At 73.9% G+C, this 26,414-nt stretch carries 25 protein-coding genes; 11 read left to right on the plus strand and 14 right to left on the minus strand.

Translation table 11 applies throughout. The features are described 5' to 3' along the window. Nucleotides 1–16: 16 nt before the first annotated feature. Entirely contained in the window at nucleotides 17–1,252 is a 1,236-nt protein-coding gene (locus tag AOQ37_RS22810) for a trans-sulfuration enzyme family protein (RefSeq protein ID WP_062646587.1), read from the minus strand. A 60-nt stretch (nucleotides 1,253–1,312) separates the two neighbouring features. Between AOQ37_RS22810 and AOQ37_RS22815 the strand changes: the two genes are divergently transcribed. Next, nucleotides 1,313–1,804 carry an Lrp/AsnC family transcriptional regulator gene (locus AOQ37_RS22815; RefSeq protein ID WP_062646456.1) on the plus strand — a complete coding sequence of 164 codons (492 nt, stop codon included), beginning with the start codon at nucleotides 1,313–1,315 and terminating at the stop codon, nucleotides 1,802–1,804. 33 nt (nucleotides 1,805–1,837) lie between these two features. After that, the gene (locus tag AOQ37_RS22820) at nucleotides 1,838–3,529 is read left to right on the plus strand and encodes a DUF885 domain-containing protein (RefSeq protein WP_062646457.1); all 1,692 of its coding nucleotides are present in this window, start codon (nucleotides 1,838–1,840) and stop codon (nucleotides 3,527–3,529) included. Nucleotides 3,530–3,551: 22 nt separating this feature from the next. On the opposite strand, the gene AOQ37_RS22825 is transcribed toward AOQ37_RS22820, so the two are convergent. Then, nucleotides 3,552–4,067 carry a rhodanese-like domain-containing protein gene (locus AOQ37_RS22825; RefSeq protein ID WP_374701536.1) on the minus strand — a complete coding sequence of 172 codons (516 nt, stop codon included), beginning with the start codon at nucleotides 4,065–4,067 and terminating at the stop codon, nucleotides 3,552–3,554. 227 nt (nucleotides 4,068–4,294) lie between these two features. On the opposite strand from AOQ37_RS22825, the gene AOQ37_RS22830 reads away from it, so the two are divergent. Then, nucleotides 4,295–4,741: an Lrp/AsnC family transcriptional regulator gene (locus AOQ37_RS22830; protein WP_062646458.1), complete on the plus strand. Its 447-nt coding sequence runs from the start codon at nucleotides 4,295–4,297 to the stop codon at nucleotides 4,739–4,741. Here AOQ37_RS22830 and AOQ37_RS22835 read toward each other — a convergent pair. From AOQ37_RS22835 to AOQ37_RS22845, 3 genes are all read right to left on the minus strand, one after another. Continuing rightward, nucleotides 4,702–7,725 (minus strand): AAA family ATPase, encoded by a 3,024-nt coding sequence (locus AOQ37_RS22835; RefSeq protein WP_062646459.1) that lies wholly within the window; start codon nucleotides 7,723–7,725, stop codon nucleotides 4,702–4,704. The genes AOQ37_RS22830 and AOQ37_RS22835 overlap by 40 nt on opposite strands. Next, nucleotides 7,722–8,885, minus strand: a complete 1,164-nt coding sequence (locus tag AOQ37_RS22840) for an exonuclease SbcCD subunit D (protein ID WP_062646460.1) — start codon at nucleotides 8,883–8,885, stop codon at nucleotides 7,722–7,724. Before AOQ37_RS22840 ends, AOQ37_RS22835 begins: the two co-directional genes overlap by 4 nt. A 208-nt stretch (nucleotides 8,886–9,093) precedes the next feature. Further along, nucleotides 9,094–9,720, minus strand: a complete 627-nt coding sequence (locus AOQ37_RS22845; protein WP_062646461.1) for a YigZ family protein — start codon at nucleotides 9,718–9,720, stop codon at nucleotides 9,094–9,096. A gap of 121 nt (nucleotides 9,721–9,841) precedes the next feature. Here AOQ37_RS22845 and AOQ37_RS22850 point away from each other — a divergent pair, with 121 nt between their 5' ends. Next, a complete protein-coding gene (locus tag AOQ37_RS22850; protein ID WP_062646462.1) occupies nucleotides 9,842–11,809 on the plus strand; it encodes an APC family permease in 1,968 nt (655 codons plus the stop codon). Nucleotides 11,810–11,854: 45 nt separating this feature from the next. On the opposite strand, the gene AOQ37_RS22855 is transcribed toward AOQ37_RS22850, so the two are convergent. Both AOQ37_RS22855 and AOQ37_RS22860 read right to left on the minus strand, forming a co-directional pair. After that, complete coding sequence (locus AOQ37_RS22855; RefSeq protein WP_062646463.1) at nucleotides 11,855–12,406, minus strand: SixA phosphatase family protein; 552 nt, start codon at nucleotides 12,404–12,406, stop codon at nucleotides 11,855–11,857. Next, nucleotides 12,403–13,161, minus strand: coding sequence for a hypothetical protein (locus AOQ37_RS22860; protein ID WP_062646464.1), 759 nt, complete (start codon nucleotides 13,159–13,161; stop codon nucleotides 12,403–12,405). The genes AOQ37_RS22855 and AOQ37_RS22860 overlap by 4 nt, the downstream gene beginning before the upstream one ends. 111 nt (nucleotides 13,162–13,272) lie before the next feature. On the opposite strand from AOQ37_RS22860, the gene AOQ37_RS22865 reads away from it, so the two are divergent. Together AOQ37_RS22865 and AOQ37_RS22870 are read left to right on the plus strand one after the other, a co-directional pair. Next, nucleotides 13,273–13,680 (plus strand): CoA-binding protein, encoded by a 408-nt coding sequence (locus AOQ37_RS22865; RefSeq protein WP_062646465.1) that lies wholly within the window; start codon nucleotides 13,273–13,275, stop codon nucleotides 13,678–13,680. 48 nt (nucleotides 13,681–13,728) lie between these two features. Further along, the gene (locus AOQ37_RS22870) at nucleotides 13,729–14,937 is read left to right on the plus strand and encodes a 4-hydroxybenzoate 3-monooxygenase (protein ID WP_078890311.1); all 1,209 of its coding nucleotides are present in this window, start codon (nucleotides 13,729–13,731) and stop codon (nucleotides 14,935–14,937) included. A gap of 1 nt (nucleotide 14,938) precedes the next feature. Here the strand turns inward: AOQ37_RS22870 and AOQ37_RS22875 are convergent, their stop codons facing one another. After that, entirely contained in the window at nucleotides 14,939–15,298 is a 360-nt protein-coding gene (locus AOQ37_RS22875; RefSeq protein WP_062646467.1) for an ArsR/SmtB family transcription factor, read from the minus strand. Between the two features lie 61 nt (nucleotides 15,299–15,359). Between AOQ37_RS22875 and AOQ37_RS22880 the strand changes: the two genes are divergently transcribed. Next, complete coding sequence (locus tag AOQ37_RS22880; RefSeq protein ID WP_062646468.1) at nucleotides 15,360–16,475, plus strand: cation diffusion facilitator family transporter; 1,116 nt, start codon at nucleotides 15,360–15,362, stop codon at nucleotides 16,473–16,475. A 179-nt stretch (nucleotides 16,476–16,654) separates the two neighbouring features. Here AOQ37_RS22880 and AOQ37_RS22885 read toward each other — a convergent pair whose 3' ends face one another. Next, the gene (locus AOQ37_RS22885; protein ID WP_062646469.1) at nucleotides 16,655–17,212 is read right to left on the minus strand and encodes a YbaK/EbsC family protein; all 558 of its coding nucleotides are present in this window, start codon (nucleotides 17,210–17,212) and stop codon (nucleotides 16,655–16,657) included. Between the two features lie 43 nt (nucleotides 17,213–17,255). Next, a complete protein-coding gene (locus AOQ37_RS22890) occupies nucleotides 17,256–17,828 on the minus strand; it encodes a helix-turn-helix domain-containing protein (protein WP_062646470.1) in 573 nt (190 codons plus the stop codon). Between the two features lie 106 nt (nucleotides 17,829–17,934). Between AOQ37_RS22890 and AOQ37_RS22895 the strand changes: the two genes are divergently transcribed. Then, complete coding sequence (locus AOQ37_RS22895) at nucleotides 17,935–18,792, plus strand: DMT family transporter (protein WP_062646471.1); 858 nt, start codon at nucleotides 17,935–17,937, stop codon at nucleotides 18,790–18,792. A 25-nt stretch (nucleotides 18,793–18,817) separates the two neighbouring features. On the opposite strand, the gene AOQ37_RS22900 is transcribed toward AOQ37_RS22895, so the two are convergent. Continuing rightward, entirely contained in the window at nucleotides 18,818–19,609 is a 792-nt protein-coding gene (locus AOQ37_RS22900) for an acyltransferase (RefSeq protein WP_078890312.1), read from the minus strand. A 76-nt stretch (nucleotides 19,610–19,685) separates the two neighbouring features. On the opposite strand from AOQ37_RS22900, the gene AOQ37_RS22905 reads away from it, so the two are divergent. Then, nucleotides 19,686–20,213, plus strand: a complete 528-nt coding sequence (locus AOQ37_RS22905) for a gamma carbonic anhydrase family protein (RefSeq protein WP_062646472.1) — start codon at nucleotides 19,686–19,688, stop codon at nucleotides 20,211–20,213. Between the two features lie 16 nt (nucleotides 20,214–20,229). Here the strand turns inward: AOQ37_RS22905 and AOQ37_RS22910 are convergent, their stop codons facing one another. Both AOQ37_RS22910 and AOQ37_RS22915 read right to left on the minus strand, forming a co-directional pair. Further along, entirely contained in the window at nucleotides 20,230–20,889 is a 660-nt protein-coding gene (locus AOQ37_RS22910; protein WP_062646473.1) for a DedA family protein, read from the minus strand. A gap of 259 nt (nucleotides 20,890–21,148) precedes the next feature. After that, a complete protein-coding gene (locus AOQ37_RS22915; RefSeq protein ID WP_062646474.1) occupies nucleotides 21,149–23,059 on the minus strand; it encodes an RICIN domain-containing protein in 1,911 nt (636 codons plus the stop codon). Between the two features lie 397 nt (nucleotides 23,060–23,456). Here AOQ37_RS22915 and galU point away from each other — a divergent pair, with 397 nt between their 5' ends. Beyond that, nucleotides 23,457–24,395, plus strand: coding sequence for a UTP--glucose-1-phosphate uridylyltransferase GalU (gene galU / locus AOQ37_RS22920; RefSeq protein WP_107085265.1), 939 nt, complete (start codon nucleotides 23,457–23,459; stop codon nucleotides 24,393–24,395). A 176-nt stretch (nucleotides 24,396–24,571) separates the two neighbouring features. Here the strand turns inward: galU and AOQ37_RS22925 are convergent, their stop codons facing one another. Then, on the minus strand, nucleotides 24,572–25,009 hold the full coding sequence (locus AOQ37_RS22925) for a DUF4442 domain-containing protein (RefSeq protein WP_062646476.1): 438 nt from the start codon (nucleotides 25,007–25,009) through the stop codon (nucleotides 24,572–24,574). A gap of 248 nt (nucleotides 25,010–25,257) precedes the next feature. Between AOQ37_RS22925 and AOQ37_RS22930 the strand changes: the two genes are divergently transcribed. Further along, a complete protein-coding gene (locus AOQ37_RS22930) occupies nucleotides 25,258–26,307 on the plus strand; it encodes a DUF8017 domain-containing protein (protein ID WP_062646477.1) in 1,050 nt (349 codons plus the stop codon). Nucleotides 26,308–26,414: the final 107 nt, after the last annotated feature.

The following is a 26,414-nucleotide window of genomic DNA, read 5'->3' on the forward strand; positions in this document are numbered from 1 at the left end:
GATCCGCTCCCGGCGGTCACCCGACGGCAGCCCCCTGAACGGCAGCCTTCTGACCGGCCGGGGCGGCCATGGTGTCGGCGCCGAGCGCCCCGCGCAGGTCCTCCCACAGGTCCTCGACGTCCTCCAGGCCCACCGAGAGCCGCAGCAGCCGGTCGCTCACGCCCGCGCCCCGGCGCTCCCGCTCGTCCACGATGCGGTGACTGATCGACGCCGGGTGCTGGATGAGGGTGTCGACGCTGCCCAGGCTGACGGCCGGGGTGATCAGCCGGACCCCCGCGATCACCTCGTGCGGGTCGCCGTGAACCTCGAAGGCGATCATCGCGCCGCCGATGCGCGGATAGTGGACGCGGGCCACCCGCGGGTCGGCGGCCAGCCGCCGGGCCAGGTCGGCGGCGGTCGCGGAGGCCGCCCTGACCCGCACCGGGAGCGTCGACAGGCCCCGCAGCAGCAGATAGCCGGCCAGCGGATGCAGGACGCCACCGGTGGCGAACCGTATCTGCCGGAGCACTCCGGCGAACTCCTCGTCGCAGGCCACCACGCCGCCCAGCACGTCCCCGTGGCCGCCCAGGTACTTGGTGGCGCTGTGCAGGACGAGCCGCGCGCCCAGCTCGGCGGGGCGCTGGAGCACCGGCGTCGCGAAGGTGTTGTCGGCGAGCAGCGGGACCGAGCCGCACGAATGCGCGACGGCCCGCAGGTCGACCTCGGCGAGCGTCGGGTTGGCCGGCGACTCCACCATCACGAGACCGGTGTCCGGGCGCAGCGCGTCCGCGATCCCGGCCGGGTCGGTCCAGGTGACCTCCGAGCCGAGCAGCCCGGCGGTCAGCAGGTGGTCGCTGCACCCGTACAGGGGGCGGACGGCGACGACGTGCCGCAGCCCCGCCGCGGCGCGCGCGAGCAGCACCGCGCTCAGTGCCGCCATCCCGCTCGCGAACGCGACCGCGCCGCCGGTCCCCTCGAGGCGGGCGAGGGCCGTCTCGAACCGGGCGACCGTCGGATTGCCCAGCCGGCCGTACACGGGCGGGCCCTCGGGCTCGGCGCCCGTGGTGGCGAACGCGTCGATGCGGGCGGCCTCGGCGCGGCTGTCGAACGAGGGATAGGTGGTGGACAGGTCGATCGGCGGGGCGTGCAGGCCCTGCCGGGCCAGGTCGTCCCGCCCGGCGTGCACGGCCTCGGTGGCCAGTGCGCGGGGCGCTCTCGACGCGGGTCGGCGTACGTCGTCGTACGCGTGCGTGCTCGCTGCGGCTGAGTCCATGGACGGCAGGGTGAACATCGGACGGGATGCCGTGTGCGAACACCGTGTTACGTTCGGCCCATGGCTGAATCCGTCGTACTGGACCCGGTCGATCTCCAGCTGCTGCGGCTGCTCCAGAACGACGCCCGGACCACCTACCGCGACCTGGCGGCGCAGGTCGGCGTCGCGCCGTCGACCTGTCTGGACCGGGTGACCCGGCTGCGCCGCTCCGGCGTGATCCTCGGTCATCAGCTGCGCCTCGATCCGGCCAAACTGGGGCGTGGCCTCCAGGCGCTGCTGTCGGTGCAGGTCAGGCCGCACCGACGGGAGCTGGTGGGGCCGTTCGTGGAGCGGATCAGGGGGCTCCCGGAGGCCCTCACCGTCTTCCATCTCACCGGACCCGACGACTATCTCGTCCATGTCGCCGTCACGGACATGGCGGATCTCCAGCGGCTGGTGCTCGACGAGTTCACCTCGCGGCGGGAGGTGGCCCGGGTCGAGACGCGGCTGATATTCCAGCAGTGGGACTGCGGGCCCCTGCTGCCGGCGACGACTTCGGGACAAACCGCGTGACGTGCCCCGTCGCCTCGTACGAGGATGGAGCCCATGTCACAGACCAGCAGCCCGCTTCCCCGTGAGGTAGCCGACGCGTACGTCGACGACCTCATCGCCCTCGACCCGGTGACCGGTACCTATCTCGGCGTGCAGGAGAGTTCGAGCCGTCTGCCCGACTACTCGCCCGCCGGTCAGGAGGCGCTCGCGCGGCTCGCGCGGGACACCCTGGCCGCGCTGGACGAGGCGGAGCGCAGGCCCGGCGCGGACAGTGACATCGAGCGCCGGTGCGCGCGTCTGCTGCGCGAGCGCCTGACCGCGGAACTCGGTGTGCTCGAGACCCATGAGGGCCTGCGCAGCGTGGGCAACATGGCCACACCCCCGCATCACGTGCGCGAGGTGTTCACCGTGACCCCCACCGAGACCGACGCGGACTGGGCCGCGGTCGCCGAGCGGCTGCGCGGGGTGCCGGCCGCCCTCGCGGGTTACCGGGAGTCCCTGGCGCTGGGTCTGGAGCGCAAGCTGTTCGCGGCGCCGCGGCCGACCGCCACCTTCGTCGGACAGCTCGGCGAGTGGTCGGACACGGACGGCGCGGGCCGCGGCTGGTTCGAGGACTTCGTGTCCACCGGTCCCGACGCGCTGCGCGCGGAGCTGGACGAGGCCGCGCGCACCGCGACCGCGGCCGTCGTGGAGCTGCGGGACTGGATGCGCGACGTGTACGCGCCGACGATCGAAGGCGCCCCGGAGACCGTCGGCCGCGAGCGGTACGCCCGCGCGGCACGCTACTTCAACGGCACCGTCCTCGATCTCGACGAGGCGTACGCGTACGGCTGGGCGGAGTACCACCGGCTGCTCGCCGAGATGCGCAAGGAGGCCGAGAGGATCCTGCCGGGCGCGGAGACACCCTGGGTGGCGCTGGCCCATCTCGACGAGCACGGCCGGCACATCGAGGGTGTCGACGAGGTCCGCGACTGGCTCCAGGGCCTGATGGACCAGGCGATCGAGCGGCTCGACGGGACGCACTTCGAACTCGCCGAGCGGGTGCGGAAGGTGGAGTCGAGGATCGCTCCGCCCGGCGGCGCGGCCGCCCCCTACTACACGCCTCCGACGGAGGACTTCTCGCGGCCGGGCCGCACCTGGCTGCCGACGATGGGGCAGACCCGCTTCCCGGTCTACGACCTCGTCTCCACCTGGTACCACGAGGGCGTCCCGGGTCATCACCTCCAGCTGGCGCAGTGGGCGCACATCGCCGGGGACCTGTCCCGCTACCAGGCCTCCGTCGGCATGGTCAGCGCCAACTGCGAGGGCTGGGCGCTGTACGCGGAACGGCTGATGGACGAGCTCGGCTTCCTCACCGACGCGGAGCAGCGGCTCGGCTACCTGGACGCGCAGATGATGCGGGCGGTCCGGGTGATCGTCGACATCGGCATGCACCTGGAGCTGGAGATCCCGGCGGACTCGCCCTTCCACCCGGGTGAGCGCTGGACGCCGGAGCTGGCCCAGGAGTTCTTCGGCGGGCACAGCAGCCGTCCCGCGGACTTCGTCGAGAGCGAGCTGACCCGCTATCTGACCATGCCCGGCCAGGCGATCGGCTACAAGCTCGGCGAGCGGGCCTGGCTGCTGGGCCGGGAGAAGGCCCGCGAGCGCCACGGCGACGCCTTCGACCTCAAGTCCTGGCACATGGCGGCCCTTTCGCAGGGCTCGCTGGGTCTGGACGACCTGGTGGACGAGCTGGCGCGGCTCTGAGACACGGCTGCGGGCCGGGCGGTCAGCAGCCGCAGTCCGCCGCGTCGACGGGCGCGGTGAGGGGATCGGCGGCGCGCCGCTCGCCGCCCTCCCAGGTCTCGTAGGCGAAGCCCTCGCGCGCCCAGTACTCGAACCCTCCGAGCATCTCCTTGACCCGGTAGCCGAGTTCGGCGAGCGCGAGGGCGGCACGGGTGGCGCCGTTGCAGCCGGGCCCCCAGCAGTAGGTGACCACCGGCACGTCCCGGTCGAGGAGCCGCTCGGCCTGCTCGGCGATGAGCGCGGTGGGCAGGTGGACGGCGCCCGGGATGTGGCCCTGGTCCCAGGACTCGGTGGAGCGGGAGTCCAGGAGGACGAAGCCGGGATCGCCGCCTGCGGCGAGGGCGGTCGCCACGTCGGAGACGTCGGCGTGGAAGGCGAGGCTCGCCCGGAAGTGGGCGGCGGCCTCGGCCGGGGCGGCGGGGGCCACCCGCAGGACGGAGTTGACCGTGGTCGCGGCGGCCGTGCCGGTCCTGGCGGTGAGCGGGGTCATGGGGGTCATCGCGGGGCCCTCCCGTGGGGTTCCGGCTGGTCACAGCGTTCGGCGAACGTTCGGCGAGCTCTCGGCGAGCTCTCGTCGAGCTCTGGGTGTGCTCTCGGTGTGCTCTGGTCGAGCGCACGGTGCGCTCTCGGTGACCTGAAATCTACGACCGGCGACCCCTCTGCCTGAAGGGGATTTCCCCGGCCCGGACCTTGCTCCGCCGGGGATTCCCCTGCTATCTCTCGCTCATGACCGTGTATTCCCCGGACGCCACCGACTGGCGCATTCTCGAGGTCCTCCAGCGCGAGGGCCGGGCCAGTTTCGCCGACCTGGCCCGTGCCGTGGCGATGTCGCCGAGCGCCGTCACCGAGCGGGTGCGCCGGCTGGAGGAGGCGGGCGTCATCCAGGGGTACGCGGCGGTGGTCGACCCCGAACGGCTGGGGCTGCCGATCCTGGCCTTCGTGCGGCTGCGCTACCCCCACGGCAACTACAAGCCCTTCCACGATCTGGTGGCCGTCACGCCCGAGATCCTGGAGGCACACCATGTGACGGGCGACGACTGCTTCGTCATCAAGGTCACCGCCCGTTCGATGCGGCACCTCGAAGAGGTGTCGGGCAAGCTCGGCGCGCTGGGCTCGGTGACGACCAGTGTCGTCTACTCGTCGCCGCTGCCCAGGCGACCGCTGGGCCGGTAGCCGCGCTGCCGCACCACCGAGCCCGTCCTTCCCTTGACGACCTCCAGCTGGGCGTGGATCCGCCGCCGCAGGTCGGCGACATGGCTGACGATGCCGACGCTGCGGTCGCGTTCACGCAGCGAGTCGAGGACGTCGAGGACCTCGTCGAGCGTCTGGTCGTCGAGGCTGCCGAAGCCCTCGTCGATGAAGAGGGTGTCGAGGCGGACCCCGCCCGCCTCGTCGGTCACCACGTCGGCGAGGCCGAGGGCGAGGGCCAGCGAGGCGAAGAAGGTCTCGCCGCCCGACAGCGTGGCGGTGTCCCGCTCGCGCCCGGTCCAGGCGTCGACGACGTGCAGTCCCAGCCCGCTGCGGCCGCGCCCGGCCCGGTCGTCGGAGTGCACGAGGGTGTAGCGCCCCGAGGACATGCGCTGAAGCCGCACGGTCGCGGCGGCGGCCACCTGCTCGAGGCGGGCGGCCAGGACGTACGCCTCCAGGCGCATCTTGCGCTCGTTGTCGGCGGAGGTCCCCGCGGTGAGAGCGGCCAGCCGGGCCACCCGGTCGTACTCCTCACGCAGGGGCCCGAGCCGGCGTACGCCGCTCTCCGCGCGCGCGGAGAGCTGGTCGAGTTCGGCGCAGCGCCGGGCGGCCGCGTCCTGGGCGGAGGCGGCCGTGCGCAGTCGCTCGGCCGCGGCGGCCGCCGCCCGTTCCGCGGCCGTGAGGTCGGCGGGCGGCCGCTGGGCCGCCGCCACGGTGTCGGGTTCGGCGAGGACGGCCCGGACGGCGGCCTCCTCGGCCTGCCGGGCGTCCAGCCGCCGCTGGAGCTCACGGTGGGCGGTGTCGTCGAGGAGGGCGTCGGCGGCGGCCCGCGGGGTGTCGAAGCCGGCCCGGAAGGCGGCTTCGTCGAGGCGTCCGTCGGCGGCCTTGAGACGCTCGGCGCTCTCCTCGGCGACGCGGGCGGTGTCGGCCGCGTCGGTGAGCCGCGCCGCCAGCTTCTCCAGTTCGGCGGCCCGCGCGGCGACGCTCTCTGCGGTCCCCCTGGCCTGCGTCAACTCCTCTTCCAGGGCGGTCCGCTCGCTGTCCAGGCGCTCCCGGTGGCCCACCCGGGACGCGGTCCGCACCGCGGCCTCGCGCTGCGCGGCCGTGCGGCGCTCGTGCTCCTGCTCGGCCCGGCGCAGCTCTTCGCGCGCGGGGTGCAGCGCGGAGGCCTCGCGGCGCGCCCGCGCGTAGCTCTCCTCGCCCTCCTGGGCCTCGGCGGCGAGCCGGTCGGTGGGGGTGTCGCCGGCCTCGGCGGTGGCGGCGGCGAGCGCCTCCCTCACGAGGCCCAGATCGCGTTCGTCCCCGGCGTGCCGTTCCTCCGCCTGCCGGGAGGCGGTGAGCGCCCGTTCCTCGCTCTCACGGTCGACGTGTCCGGCTACCTTGCGGGCGGGCGCGGGGTGTTCGGTGGCGCCGCAGACGGCGCACGGTGTCCCGTCGGCGAGGGTGGCGGCCAGTTCGGCGGCGATGCCGTTCAGCCGCTGCTCCTTGAGGTCGAGCCAGTGCGCGCGGGCCGACTGCGCCTGCTCGCCGGAGGCGAGGGCCCTGCGCCGGGCGGCCTCCAGGTCGCGGGCCAGTTCGTCGCGCAGCCGGGCCGCCTTCAGCCGCCGCTGCATGGGCTCGCGCCGACCGTCTAGCTGTTCGGCGCGGGCGGCGGCCTCCTGGGCGGCCTCGATCCGGGCCCGGAGACCCGCGCGGACGGTGTCCCAGTCGGCGAGCCAGGCCTCCGTCTCCGTCAGGACGTCCTCGTCGTCGCGCTCCCGCCGGTCCAGGTCGGCCCGCTCGGCCACGAGTGCGGCCAGCCGTCGCTCGCCCCGGCGGGCGGACTCCAGCCCGCCCAGTTCCTCGGCGGCCCGGCGCGCGGCGGCGGCGAGCCCGGCGGCTCCGGCGTCCGCGAACCGCCGGGGCAGCAGGTCCCGCGCGTGTGCCGCTCGCGCGGACGCTCTGGTGTGCTCGGTGTCGGCGGCCTCGCGCAGCTCCAGCGCCGGGGCCACCGACTCGGCCTTGCGGGCCCGCTCCATCCGCGTCTGCGCGTCCCGGTGGTCACCGGCCCGCTCCTCCAGTACGGCGGCCCGCTCGCGCGCGTCGGCGAACCGTCGCTGGAGCCGCGCGCGTTCGCGTACGTCCGCCAGGGAGCGTTCGGCGGCGGCCTGCGCGGACTCGGCGGCGAGGCGGCCGCAGTGGGCGGTCGTCAGCAGCTCACGGGAGGTGCTGCGGGCGACGGCGGCCGCGGCCAGCACGGCCTCGGCGAGCCCCGGCTCCCCCGGGGCGAACTCGGGCAGCTCCATGGCGTCCCCGGCGACCTGCTGCATCCGGTGCGCGTCGGCGAGCAGCGCGGAGTCGCCCTCCCGCACGCGTGCCTCGATGAGGCGGCGGCGCTCGACGAGCCGCTTCTCCACCTCGGCGAACCGCCGGGTGTCGAAGAGCCGGCCGAGGAGCCGGCCGCGCGCCTCGGCGTCGGCCCGCAGGAAACGGGCGAAGTCGCCCTGAGGCAGCAGCACGACCTGGCAGAACTGCTCGCGGCTCATGCCGAGCAGCTGGGTGATCTCCTCGCCGATCTCCTGGTGCGAGCGGCTGAGGTCCTTCCAGGCGCCGGCGGCCGCGTCGTACTCGCGCAGCCAGCTCTGCGCCTTCTCGACGGTGGTGCCCGTGCCGCGTTTCTTGGGGCGCTCCCAGGGCGGCTGCCGGGTGACCTCCAGCCGCCGTCCCGCGACGGTGAGTTCGAGGGTGACCTCGGTGCGGGTGCCGGGCGCCGCGTGGTCGCTGCGCAGGGTGAGTCCCTGGCCGCTCTGCCGGGCGCCGGGTACGGAGCCGTACAGCGCGTAGCAGACGGCGTCCAGGACGGAGGTCTTGCCGGCGCCCGTCGGGCCGTGCAGCAGGAAGATGCCGGCGGCGGAGAGCTCGTCGAAGTCGACGCTCTGCGGGGCGCCGAAGGGGCCGAAGGCCGTCAGGCCGAGCCGGTGCAGCCTCACCGCGCCACCTCCCGTTCCGCGTCGTCCGCGCGCACCGCGTCGAAGGCGTCGCGCAGGACGCCCTGCTCGCGCGCGTCGGGGCCGGCGCCGCGCACATGGGCCACGAAGTCCTCGGCGATCTCCTGGTCGCTGCGGTCGGCGAGGCGCCGGGCGTACGACACGTCGGGGTCGTCGGGTGCGCGTTCGGGGGCGAAGACGAGGCTGAGCGTGTGCGGGAAGCGCCGGGTGAGCCGGGCCATCGGGTCGGCCGGGCGGACGGGGTCGGTGAGCGTCGCCTCGACCCACGCCTCCTCGTGGCGGGTGAGGGCGGGGTCGGCGAGCAGCTCCTCCAGGGGGCCGCGGACCCGGGCGAGGGCGCGCGGCACCGGGCAGTCGATCCGCTCGGCGTCGAGCCGCCCGTCGGCGTCGAGGTCGACGAGCCACATGGTCTTGCGGTGCGCGCTCTCCGAGAAGGAGTACGGCAGCGGGGAGCCGGAGTAGCGCACGCGCTCGGTGATGGTCTGGCAGCCGTGCAGATGGCCCAGGGCGGTGTAGTCGACGCCGTCGAAGACCCCGGCGGGCACCGAGGCCACCCCGCCGACGGTGATGTCCCGCTCGCTGTCGCTGGGCTCGCCGCCGGTGACGAAGGCATGGGCGAGGACGACGGAACGCGTCCCGCGCGCGCGGGCGGCGAGGTCGGCGCGGACCCGGTCCATCGCGGCGGCCAGCACGCTCTCGTGGCCGGCCTTCTCCACACCGAACTCGTCCTTGACCAGGGCGGGTTCGAGGTAGGGCAGGCCGTAGAAGGCGACCTCGCCGAAGGCGTCCTCGATGATCACCGGGGTCCCCGCCGCCGCCGGGTCCGTGCGCAGGTGGATGCCCGCGCGTCCGATGAGTCCGGCGCCGACCCCGAGCCGGCGGGCCGAGTCGTGGTTCCCGGAGATCATCACCGTGGGCACCCCGAGGTCGGCGAGCCGGTGCAGGGCGTCGTCGAACAGCTCGACCGCGGCGAGCGGGGGCACCGCGCGGTCGTACACGTCTCCCGACACGACCACCGCGTCGACCTCGCGCTCACGCACGGTCGCGACGAGGTGACCGATGAACTCGGCCTGGGCACCGAGCATGTTCACCCGGTGGAACGCCCGGCCGAGATGCCAGTCGGAAGTGTGCAGGAGCCTCATGATTCACGAGACTAACGGCCGGGTCCGACACCGCGGGCGGTTGCTCCCGTATCGCACCGTCACACACCCCGCCAGAAAAGTGCGTTACGGACATTTCACCCGCCCGTTCGCTCAACGCGCCGCACATCACACGATGCAGGCCCCACGCCACACGTCGCGCGGCGCACGCACAACCCGCACGTCACACTCAGGCGTCAGGCGTCAGGCGTCAGGCGTCCCCGTACGCCTCCCCGCCCAGCTCGAAGGTCGCCGTGCCCGCCGTCGCGTCCGCGAGCCAGGCGCGGAAGGCGGGCACGTCGGCGTCCGGCAGACCGATCTCGATGGTCACCCGCTCGCCGTAGCGGACGTCGCGTACCGCGCGTCCCGTCGAGTGCAGGTCGTTCTGGACCTTGCCGGCCCGCTGGTGGTCCACGGTCACCGTGGCCAGCCGGAAGCGGCGGCGGGTGAGTGTGCCGAGGCTGTCGAGGGCTTCGCCGACCGCGCCGCCGTAGGCCCTGATGAGACCGCCCGCGCCGAGCTTGACCCCGCCGTAGTACCGGGTGACGACGGCGACGACGTACCGCATGTCACGGCGCAGCAGCATCTGGAGCATCGGGACGCCCGCGGTGCCGCCGGGTTCACCGTCGTCGCTCGCCTTCTGGACGGAGGCGTCGGCGCCGATGACGTACGCCCAGCAGTTGTGGGTGGCGTCGGCGTGCTCCTTGCGGACGGACGCGACGAAGTCCTGGGCCTCCCGCTCGGTCGCCGCGGGGGCGAGGGCGCACAGGAAGCGGGAGCGGTTGACCTCGGTCTCGTGCACACCCGCGTGGGCGATCGTGCGGTACTCGTCCTGCATCCGGCCAGCCTATGCGGTGATCGCCGGGTCGCCGTCGGCGCAGGGGCGGGCGACGATGTGCGGGTGACCGAGGGGGGGGCACCGCGGAACGTGGCCCGACCGATCGCAGGGAGCGCGCAGCATGACCGGCACCCGGACGAAGGGGAGCGCCGCGGATCCGGCGTCCTCCCGCTGGCGGGCCTGGCTCCTGGAGGGACTCAGCGAGCAGACCGCCCGCCATCCGGGTCCGCACGCCACCCCGCGGGCGCGGCAGCCCGGGCACCGCTGGTGGCGCGTGATGTGCCTGACCGGGGTCGACTACTTCTCCACGCTCGGCTACCAGCCGGGCATCGCCGCCCTCGCCGCCGGACTGCTGTCCCCGCTCGCGACGCTCGTGCTGATCGCGCTGACGCTGCTGGGCGCACTGCCGGTGTACCGCCGGGTGGCCCACGAGAGCCCGCACGGCGAGGGCTCGATCGCCATGCTGGAGCGGCTGCTGCCGTGGTGGTCGGGGAAGATCTTCGTCCTGGTGCTGCTGGGTTTCGCGGCCACCGACTTCATGATCACGATCACGCTGTCGTCGGCGGACGCCGCCGCCCACGTCGTGGAGAACCCCTTCGCCCCGCACTGGATGGCCGACGGGAACGAGTGGATCACGCTGCTGCTGGTCGGGGCGCTGGGCGCGGTGTTCCTCAAGGGCTTCCGGGAGGCCATCGGCATCGCGGTACCGATGGTGGCGACCTATCTCGCGCTCAATCTGGTGGTGCTCGGCGTCTCCGCCCGGGAGATCCTCGCGCACCCCGCGCGGATCGGCGACTGGACGGACGCCATGACCGCCGAGCACTCCTCGCCCTGGGCCATGGTGGGCGTGGCCCTGCTGGTCTTCCCCAAGCTGGCGCTCGGCATGTCCGGCTTCGAGACCGGGGTGGCGGTGATGCCCCAGGTCAAGGGAGATCCGACGGACACCTGGGAGCAGCCGAGGGGGAGGGTGCGGGACACCCGCAAGCTGCTGACCACGGCCGCGCTGATCATGAGCTGCTTCCTGCTGCTGTCGAGTCTGGCGACGACCATCCTCATCCCCCAGGACGACTTCGAGAGCGGCGGTCCGGCGAACGGCAGGGCGCTGGCCTATCTCGCGCACGAGCATCTGGGCGAGGCCTTCGGCACGGTCTACGACGTCTCCACGATCGCGATCCTGTGGTTCGCGGGCGCCTCGGCGCTCGCCGGTCTGCTGAACCTCGTCCCGAGGTATCTGCCCCGTTACGGCATGGCGCCCGAATGGACGCGCGCGGTGCGCCCCCTGGTGCTGGTGTTCATGGCGGCGGCCGTCTGCATCACCCTGTGGTTCAACGCGAACGTCGACGACCAGAGCGGCGCCTACGCCACCGGTGTGCTGGTGCTGATGCTGTCGGCGGCGTTCGCGTCCACCGTGGCCGTGCACCGGCGGGGCCACCGCCGGGCCACGCTGGGCTTCGGCGCGATCACGGCCGTGTTCGCCTACACGCTCGTCGCGAACGTGATCGAGCGGCCGGACGGCATCCGGATCGCGGCGATCTTCATCTTCGCCATCCTGGTCACGTCCTTCGCCTCCCGGGTGCGCCGCGCCTTCGAACTGCGCGCCGCCGAGGTCACCTTCGACGAGACGGCGGCCCGGTTCGTCGACGGGGCCGCGCGGCACGGGCCCCTCCAGCTCATCGCGAACGAGCCGCGCGAGCACAGCACGCGCGCGTACCGCGTCAAGGAGGGGGAGCAGCGCGAGCACACCCCGATCCCCGGCGGCGGCCCGGTGCTCTTCCTGGAGGTGTTCGTGCGGGACTCCTCGGACTTCACGGCGGACGTCACCGTGCGCGGCGACGACAAGCACGGGGTCCGCCGGCTGCGCGTCTCCGGACCCACGGTGCCGAACGCGATCGCCGCGGTCCTGCTGGCCCTGCGGGACCGGACGGGTCAGGTGCCGCACGCGTACTTCAGCTGGACCGAGGGCAACCCGGTCGGCCATCTGGTCCGGTTCCTCGTCTTCGGCGACGGCGAGGTCGCCCCGGTCACCCGTGAGGTGCTGCGCCGCGCGGAGCCCGACCCGGGGCGGCGGCCGCGCGTGCACGTCGGCTAGGCAGTGTCCGCGAAGTCCCGCCCGGCCCGCGACGCCCGGTACGGCCTAGGGCTCCCGCGACGTGCGGCCCCTCGGCACGGTCGTCGACGTCAGCAGGGCGGTGCCCGGGGTCAGCGACCGCCAGCCGGGCCCGTACGCGTCCAGGACGGCGATCGCCGAGGTCGGGAACTTCAGCCGCACCTCGTCCAGGGCGCCGCCCCGGCCCTCCCCGGCGAGGTCGAGGACCAGTTCCTCCAGGCCGGGGTTGTGTCCGACCAGCAGCAGCGTCCCGACCTCGGCGGGCGTCTCGTGGACGACCTCCAGGAGTTCGGGGACGTCGGCCCCGTAGAGCCGGGGGTCGAAGCGCACCGGGGGCGGGGTGTCCCACTCGGCGGCGGCCAGTTCCCAGGTCCGGCGGGCGCGGACGGCGGTGGAGCACAGGGCGAGGTCCGGGACGTGGCCGGCCTCGGCCAGCGCGCGGCCCGCGGCCGGCGCGTCCCGCAGACCGCGCGGGGCGAGCGGCCGCTCGTGGTCGGGGACGCCCTGCGGCCAGGCCGACTTGGCGTGCCGCAGCACCACCAGCCGGCGCGGTGGTGTCCCGCCGCCGGGCCCGGTCACGCCGGGGCTCCGACGTCGCGGGTGAGTTCGAGGCCGAGGAGGCGGTCGGCGTAGGCGTAGCTCTCGAAGCGGGCGCCGTCCGGCAGCTCGGGCCCCGCGTCCTCCACCCACCGCAGCACCCGCAGCACCTCGGGCAGGTCCAGGTCGTCCTCCCAGGCGGTGCGCAGCCGTCCGCGCACGTCCTCGGGGACCGGCCGCGAGGGCCGCCGGGCCCAGTCGGCGACGGTTCGCCGCCAGCGTACGAGGGTGTCCCGGGCCTCGCCCAGTATGTCCGCGTCGAGCCGCAGGGGCTCGGTGCGGGGCCGGGAGAGAAGGGCGAGCCGAAGGGCGGCGAGGTCGGTGTCCGCCGCCCCGGTGCCCCGGTCCGACCCGAGGCCACCGGGCACCGCGCCCTCCACCGGCGCGACGGCGAGCCGCACCCCGTCGGGGGCCGGGCCGCCCTCCGGCACCACGTGGAGGATCTGCGCCTCGCCCACTCCGGCGCCCGCGCCGAGGTCACGGCCGTCCTCGAAGGGGTGCATGCCGAGGGCGGTGGCGCCGGCCCGGAGTTCCGCCTGATCGCGTTCGCCGGACAGCAGCGCCCACACGGGCGTGCCGCCGAGTTCCAGCGCGCGCACGAGCAGATCGGCGACGAGGAGGACCCGGAGCGATCCGGCTCCGTACCCCGAGGCGTGCGCCTCCACCCGGGTCAGGCCACGGCGGACGGGGGCGGCGACAGCGGGCTCGCCGGTTCGGGCGTCGATGATGCTCAGCACGAGGCGAGCCTAGGCGGGTGGGCGCGACTTCGCAGGCAGGGACCGGAATCAGGGTCGGCGGGGCGCTGTTGTAGCCGGGGACTGTTCCTTTCCGACTCGAGGAGGCCGCCGGTGTACGGCGACGAGGCAACCATCCGCAAGATCCTCACGGGACTCGGCGACACCTGGGCCGTCGTGGGTCTGTCGACGAACCGCGGGCGGGCGGCCTACGGGGTCGCCGAGGTGCTCCGGCGCTTCGGCAAGCGGGTCGTCCCCGTCCACCCGAAGGCGGAGACGGTGCACGGGGAGCAGGGGTACGCCTCCCTCGCGGACATCCCCTTCGAGGTGGACGTCGTCGACGTCTTCGTCAACGGCGACCTCGCGGGTGCCGTCGCGGACGAGGCGGTCGCCAAGGGGGCGAAGGCGGTGTGGTTCCAGCTCGGTGTCGTCGACGAGGCGGCCTACGACCGGACCCGGGCCGCCGGCCTGGAGATGGTCATGGACCGCTGCCCGGCGATCGAGATTCCCCGGCTGGGCTGACCCGCGGCCGCTTCCCCGGCCGGGCCGGGGCCCGCCCATACTGTGCGGGTGACCACCGACTCCCCTTCCCCCCACCACACTCCGGTCGTCGTCGTGGGCGCGGGCCCCGCGGGTCTCACCGTCGGCAACATCCTGCGGGCCGCGTCCGTCGACTGCGTCGTCCTGGAGACGGAGAGCCGCGCGTTCATAGAACGGCGGCCGCGCGCCGGTGTCCTCGAGGAGTGGGCCGTCCACGGACTGCGGCGACGGGGCCTGGCGCGCAACCTGTTGGCGGGTGCCCGGCGGCACTCCGCCTGCGAGTTCCGCTTCGGCGGCGAGCGCCACCGCTTCTCCTACGCCGAGCTGACGGGCCGCCACCACTGGGTGTATCCGCAGCCGTTGCTGGTGACGGACCTCGTCGCCGAGTACGTCGACGTACGCGGCGGCGACGCCCGGTTCTCGGTGCGTGGCGTCGAGCTGCACGACCTCGGCACGGGCCGGCCCTCGGTGTCGTACAGCGACCCGGGCGCCGCCGAACGGCATGTGCTGACCTGTGACTTCGTGGTCGGCGCCGACGGAGCGCGCGGGGTCAGCCGGACCGCGGTGGTGCCGGAGCGGGCCCGGATCGCGCGGCACGACTACGGCACGGGCTGGCTGGCGCTGCTCGCCGAGGCGCCGCCGTCCTCCGACTGCGTCCTGTTCGGCGTCCATCCGAACGGGTTCGCCGGGCACATGGCCCGCAGTCCCGAGGTGACCCGCTACTACCTCCAGTGCCCGCCCGGCGACGACCCGGAGAACTGGTCCCACGACCGGGTCTGGTCCGAGCTGCACGAGCGCCTCGCGGCCGCCGGGGCCCCGCCGCTCACCGAGGGGCGGCTGATCGAGAAGCGCGTGCTGGACCTGCACGACTACGTGGTCGAGCCGATGGCGTACGGACGGCTCTTCCTGGCCGGGGACGCGGCCCACCTCGTCGCGCCGATCGCCGCGAAGGGCATGAACCTCGCCCTGCACGACGCGTTCCTGCTGGGCGACGCGCTGGTGGCGTATCTCGACGGGGGCGAGGGCGCCGGCCTGGACGGCTACTCGCAGGCCTGTCTGCGCCGGGTGTGGGACTACCAGGAGTTCTCGCAGTGGCTGTCCGAGGTCTACCACGGGAGTGCGACCGGCGATCCGTTCCGCGCGGGCACGAGCTTCGCCCGGCTGCGCCGTCTGTTCACGTCTCCCGCGGCCGCTGCCGCCTTCGCGGAGCAGTACCTGGGAACGGCCGCGCGCTACTGAGTCAGTCGTGCACCGGTTCGTCCCCGAGCCGGTGGTCCGCCACGTTCAGCGCCTCGTCCACCAGTCGGCGCAGATGGCCGTCGGAGAGCGAGTAGACCACCCGGCGTCCTTCCTTGCGGGTGCTCACGAGCCCGGCCAGCCGCAGCCGCGCCAGATGCTGGCTGACCGCCGGCCGGGCCGCTCCGACCCCTTCCGTCAGCGTCGTCACGTCGGCCTCGCCCGCGGTCAGCGCGTGCAGCAGGGCGAGCCGGGTGCGGTCGCCGAGCAGGGCGAGCAGCTCGGCGGCGAGGGCGAACTGTTCCTCGCCGGGAGTGCGCGGATGCGCATGGTGTGCAGGTGATAGGTGCATGCGTGCGCTCATACGCACATAATGGAGGGGTGGACGGGCACGCGTCCACCTCGGCACAGCGGAAGGGACCGACGTGAGCGAGCGGCACGACCACGAGCACGGCCACCGGCACGACCGCGGGCACCCTCACGACCACGCCCACGAGCATCCGCACCACCACCAATCCCCCGCCTCCGCTCCCTCGGCGCCCCCGGCGTCCGCCCCGGGCCTGCGCCACCGCGTCGCCCACCTCCTCACCCCGCACTCGCACGAGAGCGCCGACAGGATCGACCCCGCCCTGGAGTCCTCGGCCCGGGGCATGCGGGCCCTGTGGGTCTCGCTGGCGGTCCTGGGCGTGACGGCCGTCGCGCAGGCGGTCGTGGTCGCGTTGTCCGGGTCGGTGGCCCTGCTCGGCGACACGGTGCACAACACGGCGGACGCGCTGACGGCCGTGCCGCTGGGCATCGCCTTCGTGCTGGGCCGGCGGGCGGCCACCCGCCGCTTCACCTACGGCTACGGGCGGGCGGAGGACCTGGCGGGGATCGCGATCGTGCTGACGATCGCCGCCTCGGCGGCCTTCGCGGGGTGGACGGCGATCGAGCGGCTGCTGGATCCGCGCCCCGTCGAGCAGGTCGGCTGGGTCGCCGTCGCCGCGCTGGCGGGCTTCGCGGGCAACGAGTGGGTCGCGCGCTACCGCATCCGGGTCGGCCGTTCGATCGGCTCCGCCGCGCTGGTCGCGGACGGGCTGCACGCCCGCACGGACGGATTCACCTCGCTGGCGGTGCTGCTGGGCGCGGGTGGCTCGGCGCTCGGATGGCAACTCGCGGACCCGGTCGTGGGGTTGGCGATCACTGCGGCGATCGCGCTGGTGCTGCGGGACGCGGCGCGCGAGGTGTTCCGCCGCGTGATGGACGGCGTCGACCCGGCGCTGGTCGACCGGGCCGAGCAGGCCCTGCGGGAGGTCGAGGGGGTGCGCGCGGTCGGCGAGTTGCGGCTGCGCTGGATCGGCCACCGGCTGCGGGCCGAGGTCGCGGTCGTCGTGGACGGCGAGGCGACGGTACGCCGGGCCCACGCGATCGCCGTGGCGGCCGAACACGCCCTGCTGCACGCCGTACCGCGCCTGACGGCCGCGCTGGTCCACGCGGACCCGGCGCCGGTGCCGGGCGAGGACGACCCGCATCTGGCCCTCGCCCATCACACGGCGGCCTGACACTGCGGCCTGGCGACCTCGGCCCGGCACGGCAGTCGGCGCCGTACGCCCGAGCACTACGATCCGGGGACTACGGTCCGGGCGCTGCGGCGCCTTCACCACGGTCCGGGCACTGCGGCGTGGGCACTGCGATGTGGGCGTCACGGGCCGGTACTGCCGGTCGGTGACGCGAGGCCGGCTCAGGCCACGCCGAGACCCTCCAGCACCACCGCGCCCGGCAGTTCGGCGAAGGCCTTGCCCGGCACCAGCAGCTTCCCGCGCCGACGTCCGCTGCCCACCAGGACGTACGGCAGGTCGACGACGGCGGAGTCCACCAACACGGGCCAGGCGGCCGGGAGTCCGATCGGCGTGATGCCGCCGTACTCCATGCCGGTCTCCCCCACCGCGGTGTCCATCGCCGCGAACGAGGCCTTGCGGGCGCCTAGTCGACGGCGGACGACCCCGTTGACGTCGACCCGGGTGGTGGACAGCACGACACACGCGGCGAGCGTCGTCTCACCGCCCCGCTTCCCGGCGACCACCACGCAGTTGGCGGACTGCTCCAGCAGCTCACGGCCGTAGTGCTCCACGAAGACGGCCGTGTCGGCCCACTGCGGGTCGGTGTCGACATGGACGAACCGGTCGGCGGGCACACTGCCGCTCCACTGGCGTACGGCGTCGGCGACCGGGCCGACCAGCTCGTCGAGGCAGTCGGGAGCGGGCGTGGCGGTGTCGAAGTGTCCGATGGGTGCGCGCATGGCCGCACGCTAACAAGAGCCGCCCACCCGCGGACGGGGTGTCTCAGCGCACGGGCGGCACCGAGACCGCCATCACCATCTCCATCGGCACCTCGCCCCGGTTGCCGTAGACATGCGGGACGCTCGCCTCGAACGAGGCGCTCGCGCCGGTCGGCACCCGGTACTCCTCGCCGTCCACGGTGAGGGTCAGTTCGCCCACGGTGACGTGGACGAGTTCGACGGTGCCCACGGGGTGGGGTTCGGACAGGCTGTTCTCCCCCGGCATCAGCCGCCAGTCCCACATCTCCAGCGGGCCGGGCGCCTCCGCGCCCGCGAGCAGCCGGTTGTAGCTGCCGGCGTCGGTGTGCCACAGCCGCACCGCCCGGTCGGCCGGGACGATCCGCACCTTCACGCCCCGCTCGTAGTCGAGGAGGGTGGTGACGCTGATGCCGAGCGCGTCCCCGATCTTGACGACCGTGCCGATGCTCGGATTGGTGCGGGCCTGCTCGATCTGGATGAGCATGCCGCGACTGACACCGGCCCGGGCGGCGAGCACGTCCAGGGTGAAGCCGCGCACCGCACGCCAGTGCTTGACGTTGCGCGCCAGGGACTGGGTCAGGAGTTCGAGGTCCGACACGTTCCGTCCACTTCGGGAGTCCAATATTCTGGATGCCAGGATTCACTTCCCTGTACTACGGTGGGGTGTACCTGATCGTGCACCGAACTGTACTGCGAGGGACCCCGTGACAGCACTCTTCGCCCTGGCCACCAGCCTCCTGTGGGGCCTGGCCGACTTCGGCGGAGGGCTGCTGACGCGCCGGGCCCCGGCGCTCACCGTGGTCGTGGTCTCGCAGTCGATCGCGGCCGCCGTCCTCGGCGCGGTCGTGGTCGCCACCGGGGGCTGGAGCGAGGCCGGTCCCCGCCTGTGGTTCGCGGTCGCGGCCGGGCTGGTGGGCCCGGTCGCCCTGTTCTCCTTCTACAAGGCGCTGGCGCTCGGCCCCATGGGAGTCGTCTCCCCGCTGGCCACCCTCAGCGTGGCCGTACCGGTCTCGGTCGGGCTGGTCCTGGGCGAGCGGCCGGGGCTCGTGCAGGTGGCGGGTATCGCGGTCGCCGTGATCGGGGTCGTCCTGGCGGGCGGCCCGCAGCTGAGGGGCGCCCCGGTGCAGCGGCAGGCCGTCCTGCTCACACTGGTCGCGGCGCTGGGCTTCGGCACGGTGTTCGTCCTGATCACCGAGGCGTCCACGACCGTCACCGGCCTGTTCCTCGCCCTGTTCGTCCAGCGGGTGACCAACGTGGTCACCGGTGGCGCGGCACTGTACGCGGCCGTCCGGCGCGGGGCGCCCGCGCTTCCCGAGGGCGGCCTGGCCTGGTCCGCGCTGCCGGCGTACGGGTTCGTCGGGCTGGCCGACGTCGCCGCGAACGGCACCTACGCCGTCGCCGCCCAGCACGGCCCGGTCACGGTGGCCGCCGTGCTCGCCTCGCTCTACCCCGTGGTGACCGCCCTCGCCGCGCGCGGCTTCCTGCGCGAGCGGCTGCGCGCGGTCCAGGCGGCGGGCGCGGGCCTGGCCCTGGTGGGCACACTGCTGCTGGCGACCGGATGACGGAGTGACCGGGTGACCGGGTGGCCTACGGTTCCAGCCGGGCCAGCGCCTCCGCCGTCTCCTCGTCCAGTTCCGACAGCGCGACCAACTGGTCCGAGGTGACCCCGTCGGGGATCGGCACCGGCGCCGGGGTGCGCAGCGGCGGCTGCCAGCCCTCGGCGGGCGTCCAGCGCCGTACGACCTTGGCGGGCGCCCCCGCGACGACGGAGTGGTCGGGCACCGTGCCGCGCACCACCGCACCGGCCGCGACGACGACGTTCCGTCCGATCCGCGCACCCGGCAGGATCACCGCCCCGGTGCCGATCCAGCACCCCGGGCCGATCTCCACGGGCTCCATGCGGGGCCACTGCTTGCCGATGGGCTCGTGCGGATCGTCGTAGGAGTGGTTCGTGGACGTGACGTACACGTACGGACCGAAGTAGCAGTCGCTGCCGATGGTGACCGTGGTGTCGGCGATGACATGGCTGCCCCGGCCGAGCACCACACCGTCGCCGAGCCGCAGGATGGGGTCCGGGCCGAGGTCCAGGTCGGGCATCAGACCGGCGGTCAGGGTGACCTGCTCACCGACGATGCAGTGCGCGCCGAGGTGGATCCAGGGCTCCCCGAAGACCGTGCCGAGCGGGAAGGCGAGGCGGGTCCCCCGACCGATCGAGCCGAAGCGGAGACGGCCCGGGTGCTCGGCGGTCACGGAGCCCGTGCGCTGCACCCACGCCCAGCCCGCGTGGACGGCGCGCTGCACCAGTCGACGCCGCCATGATGAGAACGTGTTCCAGGGCTTCGGCACCCGCTCACCGTACTCAGCGCGCGGTGCGCCCACGGGCTCCTGACCCTGTGATCTTCGCCCCACCGGGTGGCGTACGGTACGAAAAGACGACCGACACGAGGAGACGGTGATGACGCACAAGGCGCTGATCGTGGGCATCGGCGGCAGGGAACCGAGCATCGACGCCGAGGCGTTCGTGGCGCCGACGGCCTCGGTGATCGGGGACGTGACGCTGGAGGCGGGCGCGAGCGTCTGGTACGGGGCCGTCGTGCGCGGCGACGTGGAGCGGATCACCGTCCGTGCGAGCGCCAACATCCAGGACAACGCGACCCTGCACGCCGACCCCGGCTTCCCGGTGACGATCGGCGAGCGGGTGTCCGTCGGCCACAACGCGGTGGTGCACGGGGCGACCGTCGGGGACGACTGCCTCATCGGGATGGGGGCGACCGTGCTCAACGGGGCGATGATCGGGGCGGGTTCGCTGGTCGCCGCGCAGGCACTCGTGCCCCAGGGGATGGAGGTCCCGCCGGGATCACTGGTCGCCGGCGTACCGGCCAAGGTCCGGCGGGAGCTGAGCGAGGAGGAACGGCAGGGCGTGACACTGAACGGCACCCTGTACGCGGACCTGGCCAGGGCGCACGGGAAGGTGCACGAGTAGGGCGGCCGGGGCGCGCCTACTCGGCGGCGGCGGGCACGGTGGCCGCCTCGGGCTCGGCCTCCCGCGCAGCGCCCTGCATCTTCTTCGCCTTGCGCTTGATGATCAGCATCGACGTCAGGCCGATCAGGACCGCCAGCACCAGGCCCAGGTACGAGAACCTCTTCAGCCAGGACTCCGCCACGACACCCACGTAGTAGATGACCGCCGTCGTGCCGCCCGCCCAGGCGATGCCGCCGAGGACGTTGGCGATGAGGAACTTCCAGTACGGCATGTGCAGTACGCCCGCGAGCGGGCCCGCGAAGATGCGCAGCAGGGCGACGAAGCGGCCGAAGAAGACCGCCCACATGCCCCACTTCTCGAAGGACCGCTCGGCGGTGGCGATATGCCCCTCGCCGAAGTGCCTCGGGAACTTGGCGCCGAGCCAGGCCAGCAGCGGACGTCCGCCCTTGCGGCCGATGGCGTAACCGATGGAGTCGCCGATCACGGCGCCCGCGGTGGCGCACACGCCGAGGACGACGGGGTTGACACCGCCGTGCTGGGAGGACAGCAGCGCGGCCGAGACCAGGACGATCTCACCGGGCAGCGGAATGCCGAGGCTCTCGAGTCCGATGATGAGCCCGACCAGGGCGTAGACGGCGGCCGCGGGCACCGTGTCGAGCCATTCCTGCACGTGCACCGCGGGTTCCTCCCGTTTGACGTCCGTGGGCAGCCTTGCCTTCCCGGAAGCCTACCGGGTCGGCCGGACCCGGCCCGTCGCGTGGGGCGGGCCCCCGCACCGCGGCTCCGGGGGTGGCGCGTGGGGCGGGCCCCCGCACCGCGGCTCCGGGGGTGGCGCGTGGGGCGGGCCCCCGCACCGCGGCTCCGGGGGTGGAGGGAGGGGCCGCTCCCCTCGGGCGGCCCCTCCCTCCGGCTCCGCGCCCGCGTGACCGGGGTCCTCAGCGACCGAGGGAGCCGGTCACGTCCGCGACGGCACTCCCCAGCACGTCGGAGACCTCGGCGGCCGCCGGGAGCACGTCGAGGACCGTCGCGGTGACCGGGGGCTCGGCCGGACCGGCCGGCGGGTCGCAGCACTGCACCTGGGCGGCCTTCGTCTCGAACTCGGGCCCGGCGGGAGCGGTTCCGGCGGGCGCGGGCGCGGTGTCGGGGGCGAGCGGGCGGTCCTCACGCGGCGCCGGGAGGTCCGGGGAGCCCGGTCGGCCCGGACCGGGCTGTCCGGCCTCGCTCCGCGGTTGCGGACCGGGTGCTCCCGCCGGCGGCCCGGCCGGGTCGAACAGCCACCGCTGTCCGCCGGTTCCGTCCCGCTCGGTGACGACCGCGGCCGCTCCCGGCCGGCCGGCGGCGCGCGCGACGGCCAGGCCGTCGTCCCGCCGCAGCAGGAGTTCACCCCGGACCGTCAGGTCGAAGAACGTCTCGCCCGCGTGCACCAGACAGCTGACCAGCGCGGTCGTGCGGCGACCGGGGTCCGCGACCAGGCAGCGCGTCGGGTCGGCCGCGCTGCGCAGCAGCCCGTCGTCGCGGTACGACCACCGCTGGGACGCGGCCGGCGAGCAGTCCGCGAGGACGATCGCCGCGCCGGGCCGGGCCAGGGCGCGGTCGGCGTCGAGGCAGAGGTCCGTGTCCGGGCCGCGCAGCCTGCCGTGCGCGACCTCGCCGGACCGGGACGCGGAGGCGGCCGACGGGGATCCCGAGGGCGAGGTGCGGCCGGAGCCGCCGGGCAGCTCCTGTGCGCCGCCGGCCGGGGTGCCGGTGCGGCCGGCGGGCGCGCCCCAGGTGGCCCCGGGGGCGGGGACACCGTTGTCATCGGACCAGCCCTTGGCCACGAAGACGGTCGCCAGCAGCGCGAGCGAGGTCAGGCCCACACCCACGAGCACGGCCTTGGGCCGGCGGCCCGGCAGGTCGAGCAGTCCCGCCGAATCGGTGCGATGCCGGCCGCCTGCGGCGGGCGGGCGCCGGGCGGGGAGCCGGACGGGCGGCGCGGACCCGGCCTGCGCGTCGGCGCGGGTCGTGCGTCCGGGGCGCGAGTCGAGGTAGCGGCGGGCGCCCCAGCCCAGCACCGTCTCGGTGAGCAGCACGCCGAGGCCGTCGTCGAAATGGCTGAGTTGTTCGGCGGCGTGCCGGCAGAAGCGGCAGTGCGCGAGATGCTGCCGGACATCGGGCAGCAGGGTTCCGCCGCGGCGCAGCGGAATGTCGAGGAGGCGGTTGTAGAAGCGGCATTCGGCCGTCGGCGCGAGTTCCCGGTGGGCGCGTACACAGCCGGCCCGGAATTGTTCCCGGGCCTGTTCCAGGGCGGCCGCCGCGGAGAGGGTGTCCACGCCCGACAGACCGGCCGGTACGGATATGGGTTCCGCCTCCACCTCGGTGTGCCACAAGAGACATTGAGAGGCGGCCGGGAGCAACTGGAAAGAGCGCTCGGCGAGTTGGCGCCTTTCGGCGGTCACCGCCCGTGCGGCGCGCAGTCCGCGGCCGCCGACGGTTTTCCGCAGCTCCGGCAGAACGTCGGCCACTCCGTCGGCGCCGGCCCATTCCCGGACCGTCTCCCGTACGGCGACGAGGAGTTGGGGACGCAGGGCGCCGCCGGTGCGACCGTCCGCGAGCCGGCCCAGCACCTCGTGGAACGCGGCGGCGGCCACGAGCCGCGCCGTGTCCTCGGTGCCGGCCAGGCAGACGGTCGCGTAGTCGTGGGCGGCCCGCCAGTGACGGGCGAACAGCAGCGCGACCGCTCGGGCACGTCCGTCGTCGCCGGCGGGCCGGGCGGCCAGTCGGGCGGCGAGAACGGGATCGGAATCCCCGGGGATCCAGCCGGGGCGGGGCGGGTGGGGCGGGCGTGGGGGGTTGGGGGATTGCACGGAACCATTTCCTTCCAAGCCGACGAACGGCACGGAAAAGCACGGTGTCGGAAAGCCGGTGCCTGATTGGTGCATACCTTTGGCCTGACCAGGCACGTTGGTCTGATCCGACCCGTCCGTAAGGGGAGGCTCACCTTCGCACAAGTGCCTCACAGGAAACAAGGAGTTCGAGTGACGCACGTTCAAAGCGCGGAAATCTCAGATAAGTTACCGGCGGTATCCGTACCCTCATTCGAAATCCGCCCGGTGCGTGCGCTCACCTCGTGGACACCCAAAAGCGCGATGCCACACCGGATCTCCCCTTCCGGACCCGGCGCGCCCGCCCGCCCCGACGCAGGGACGGTCCACAGGAATCTCAGATGTGACTCCCGGGGTACTCCCATCCCCGTGCGACAGCATGATCCGCATGAGCGCCCCCCACTCCGCACCCCGCGTCCGCAAGGCGGTCGTCCCGGCCGCCGGCCTCGGTACCCGCTTCCTCCCCGCCACCAAGGCGACGCCGAAGGAGATGCTGCCGGTGGTCGACAAGCCGGCCATCCAGTACGTCGTCGAGGAGGCGGCCGCCGCGGGACTGGACGACGTCCTGATGGTCACGGGCAGGCACAAGCGGGCCATCGAGGACCACTTCGACCACGCCTTCGAACTGGAGCAGGCGCTCGCCGCCAAGGGGGACACCGTCCGGCTGGACGCGGTACGCGATCCGGCCCGGCTCGCCGACATCCACCACATCCGGCAGGGCGACCCGCTCGGGCTGGGTCACGCGGTGCTCTGCGCCCGCAACCACGTAGGCGACCAGCCGTTCGCGGTACTGCTCGGCGACGACCTCATCGACCCGCGGGAAACCCTGCTCAGGCGGATGCTCGAGGTCCGCGAACGGTACGCCGGCAGCGTGGTCGCCCTGATGGAGGTGCCACCGGAGCAGGTCCACCTCTACGGCTGCGCGGCCGTGGAGCCGTCCGGCGAGGACGGGGTGGTGCGCGTCCCCGGTCTGGTGGAGAAGCCGGCGCGCGAGGACGCGCCCAGCCGGTACGCGGTCATCGGACGGTACGTCCTCGATCCGGCCGTCTTCGACGTCCTGGAGAGCACCGCGCCCGGCCGCGGCGGTGAGATCCAGCTCACCGACGCCCTCCAGGACCTCGCGGCGGGCGGCACGGTGCACGGCGTGATCTTCTCGGGCCGCCGCTATGACACCGGCGACAAGGCGGAGTACCTGCGCACGGTCGTCCGCCTGGCCTGCGACCGGGCCGACCTGGGACCGGAGTTCGTCGCCTGGCTGAAGGAGTTCGTGGCGGACCTGGAGAACGGCGACGCGGACCGGGAACGGCTGGCGGCCTGAGCGGCCCGTGGCGGGTGGCCCCTACCCGGGCACCGGCGGCACCCGGCAGGGGGCCGACGCCCTCACCGGGCACCGCCCACCCGCCCGGTTGCTCAGCCGCTCGGCCACGCAGCCGGTCAGCCGGTCACGCAGCCGGTGAGCCGGTCAGCCGGTCACCAACTCGGCGTCTACGCCGGTCAGTTGTTGGGACGCAGGGTCCAGGTCACCGTCATCTCGCCGGTGACCGCCCCGTCGGCGCGCCGGATCTCGATCGCGACCGGGAACTCGGGCCGCTCCCCCGCGTCGAGCTGCGCGACGACCTCGGCGGCCGGGCGGCCCAGCGTCGCGGTGGCGGTGACCGCGCCCATGGCCAGCTTGCGGTAGGCGATCTCGGCGCCGACGGCGAGCGGCACGGCCCGGGAGAGCTGGTCGCCGAACGCGGCGAGGACGATCGCGCCACTGGCGGACTCGCCGAGCGTGAACATCGCCCCGGCGTGCGGACCGCCCACGTGGTTGTGGAACTCGCCCTGGTCGGGCAGGGCGACCACGGCCTTCTCCGGGCCGGCCTCGAGGAACTCGAGGTTGAGGGTCCGGGCCATGGGCACGGTGGCGGCGAGCATCTCGCCGATGGACATCTGGTCTGCACTCATGAACAAGATGTTACCTACGAGTAGCTTCCGCTGACCAGACCGGCGTGACGTTCGCCCCACCTCCTCGCACTCCCCCGCCGTCGGGAAGGGGCGCCGAGGAGGTCCCGGACGCCGCAATCCGGGAAGTACGGGGGCACACTGCGCACACTTCGGCCCCGCGCGCCGGATTCGGTACGTCCCTGACAAGGGGCGGTGACCGAATCGTGTCCCGGACAGCACTAGGGTTTCTGGCCATGTGGCCAGGACAGCAGCCGCCCGGGGGAGAGCAGAACCCGCAGGCGCAGAACAATCCGTATCAGCAGCCGGGATACCAGCAGCCGAATCCGTATCAGCAGCCCGGCTACCAGCAACAGCCCGGGCAGCAGCCCAATCCCTACCCGCAGCAGCCGCAGTGGGGCGCCCCCACGCCCGCGGGCGCGCCCACGCCCCCGCCCGGCGGAGGCGGTGCGGGCGGCGGCAACCGGACGAAGCTGGTCGCGATCATCGCGGCCTCGGCCGTCGTCGTGGCCGCCGGTGTCACCGGCTTCCTGGTGCTGGGCGGTGACGACGACGATCCGGTCGACACGAGCAAGGGCGGCGCGACCCCCACGGTCTCCACGTCCGGGTCCGCCGCGGCTTCCGACTCCCCGTCGGCCGGCACGGACGACAACCCGCGCGGCGGCGAGACCGCCAAGGCGACCGTCGCCGGCTGGAAGGTCGTGGTGAACCCCAAGTGGGGCATCGCCTTCGACGTGCCGGCGGACTGGGAGGTCCAGTCCCCGACGCTCAGTCAGGGCTTCGAGTGGGAGGACAAGGAGCAGCCCGACGGCTACGACCAGATCCTCCAGGGGGGCACGGCCGAGTTCAAGTCGAAGTGGTGCTCCACGGACTCCGACAAGGACGGCAAGACCGAGGACACCGCGCTGGCCGTGGTCGGCAGCAAGGGCGCCGAAGGGGCCAAGAGCACCGACGAGATCGCCATCAACACGCCCGCCTGGTGGGTCTTCGGCGGTTACACCGAGCCGGACAAGAAGAGCCTGACCTTCGAGAAGAAGGCCACCCCCTTCACCACCGCCTCCGGCATCGTGGGCAGTTACGCCTGGGCCCAGTCGACCAACACGCCCCAGAAGGGCAAGTGCGACAGCGACGGCAAGGCGATCACGTTCGGCTTCAAGAACTCCAACGGCGACTACGTGTCGTGGAACCTGTACGGGGCCAAGGGCGTGAAGGACGAACTGCCCAAGGCCACGATCATGCAGATCCTCAGCACCGTCCGCCTGAACGGGACACCGACGCAGAACTAGCGGCGCCCCGGCCGCCGGCCGCGCGCGGCGGCACCCCGCGCGACGGCCGGCCGGTGACCGGTGGGCGGTCCACGGCGGCGCGCTCGCGGCGCGTCGGCGCGGACGGC

The organism is Streptomyces maremycinicus (genome assembly GCF_001184025.1).
Lineage (GTDB): Bacteria > Actinomycetota > Actinomycetes > Streptomycetales > Streptomycetaceae > Streptomyces > Streptomyces maremycinicus.

Excerpts from the sequence above, each read along its gene's own strand:
- AOQ37_RS22930 (WP_062646477.1), top strand. The coding sequence starts at position 25,258 with ATGTGGCCAGGACAGCAGCCGCCCGGGGGAGAGCAGAACCCGCAGGCG.
- AOQ37_RS22830 (WP_062646458.1), top strand. The coding sequence starts at position 4,295 with ATGACCGTGTATTCCCCGGACGCCACCGACTGGCGCATTCTCGAGGTC.
- galU (WP_107085265.1), top strand. The coding sequence starts at position 23,457 with ATGATCCGCATGAGCGCCCCCCACTCCGCACCCCGCGTCCGCAAGGCG.
- AOQ37_RS22845 (WP_062646461.1), bottom strand. The coding sequence starts at position 9,720 with ATGCAGGACGAGTACCGCACGATCGCCCACGCGGGTGTGCACGAGACC.
- AOQ37_RS22825 (WP_374701536.1), bottom strand. The coding sequence starts at position 4,067 with ATGACCCCCATGACCCCGCTCACCGCCAGGACCGGCACGGCCGCCGCG.
- AOQ37_RS22840 (WP_062646460.1), bottom strand. The coding sequence starts at position 8,885 with ATGAGGCTCCTGCACACTTCCGACTGGCATCTCGGCCGGGCGTTCCAC.
- AOQ37_RS22905 (WP_062646472.1), top strand. The coding sequence starts at position 19,686 with ATGACGCACAAGGCGCTGATCGTGGGCATCGGCGGCAGGGAACCGAGC.
- AOQ37_RS22810 (WP_062646587.1), bottom strand. The coding sequence starts at position 1,252 with ATGGACTCAGCCGCAGCGAGCACGCACGCGTACGACGACGTACGCCGA.
- AOQ37_RS22875 (WP_062646467.1), bottom strand. The coding sequence starts at position 15,298 with ATGAGCGCACGCATGCACCTATCACCTGCACACCATGCGCATCCGCGC.
- AOQ37_RS22885 (WP_062646469.1), bottom strand. The coding sequence starts at position 17,212 with ATGCGCGCACCCATCGGACACTTCGACACCGCCACGCCCGCTCCCGAC.
- AOQ37_RS22820 (WP_062646457.1), top strand. The coding sequence starts at position 1,838 with ATGTCACAGACCAGCAGCCCGCTTCCCCGTGAGGTAGCCGACGCGTAC.
- AOQ37_RS22850 (WP_062646462.1), top strand. The coding sequence starts at position 9,842 with ATGACCGGCACCCGGACGAAGGGGAGCGCCGCGGATCCGGCGTCCTCC.
- AOQ37_RS22815 (WP_062646456.1), top strand. The coding sequence starts at position 1,313 with ATGGCTGAATCCGTCGTACTGGACCCGGTCGATCTCCAGCTGCTGCGG.
- AOQ37_RS22925 (WP_062646476.1), bottom strand. The coding sequence starts at position 25,009 with ATGTCCATCGGCGAGATGCTCGCCGCCACCGTGCCCATGGCCCGGACC.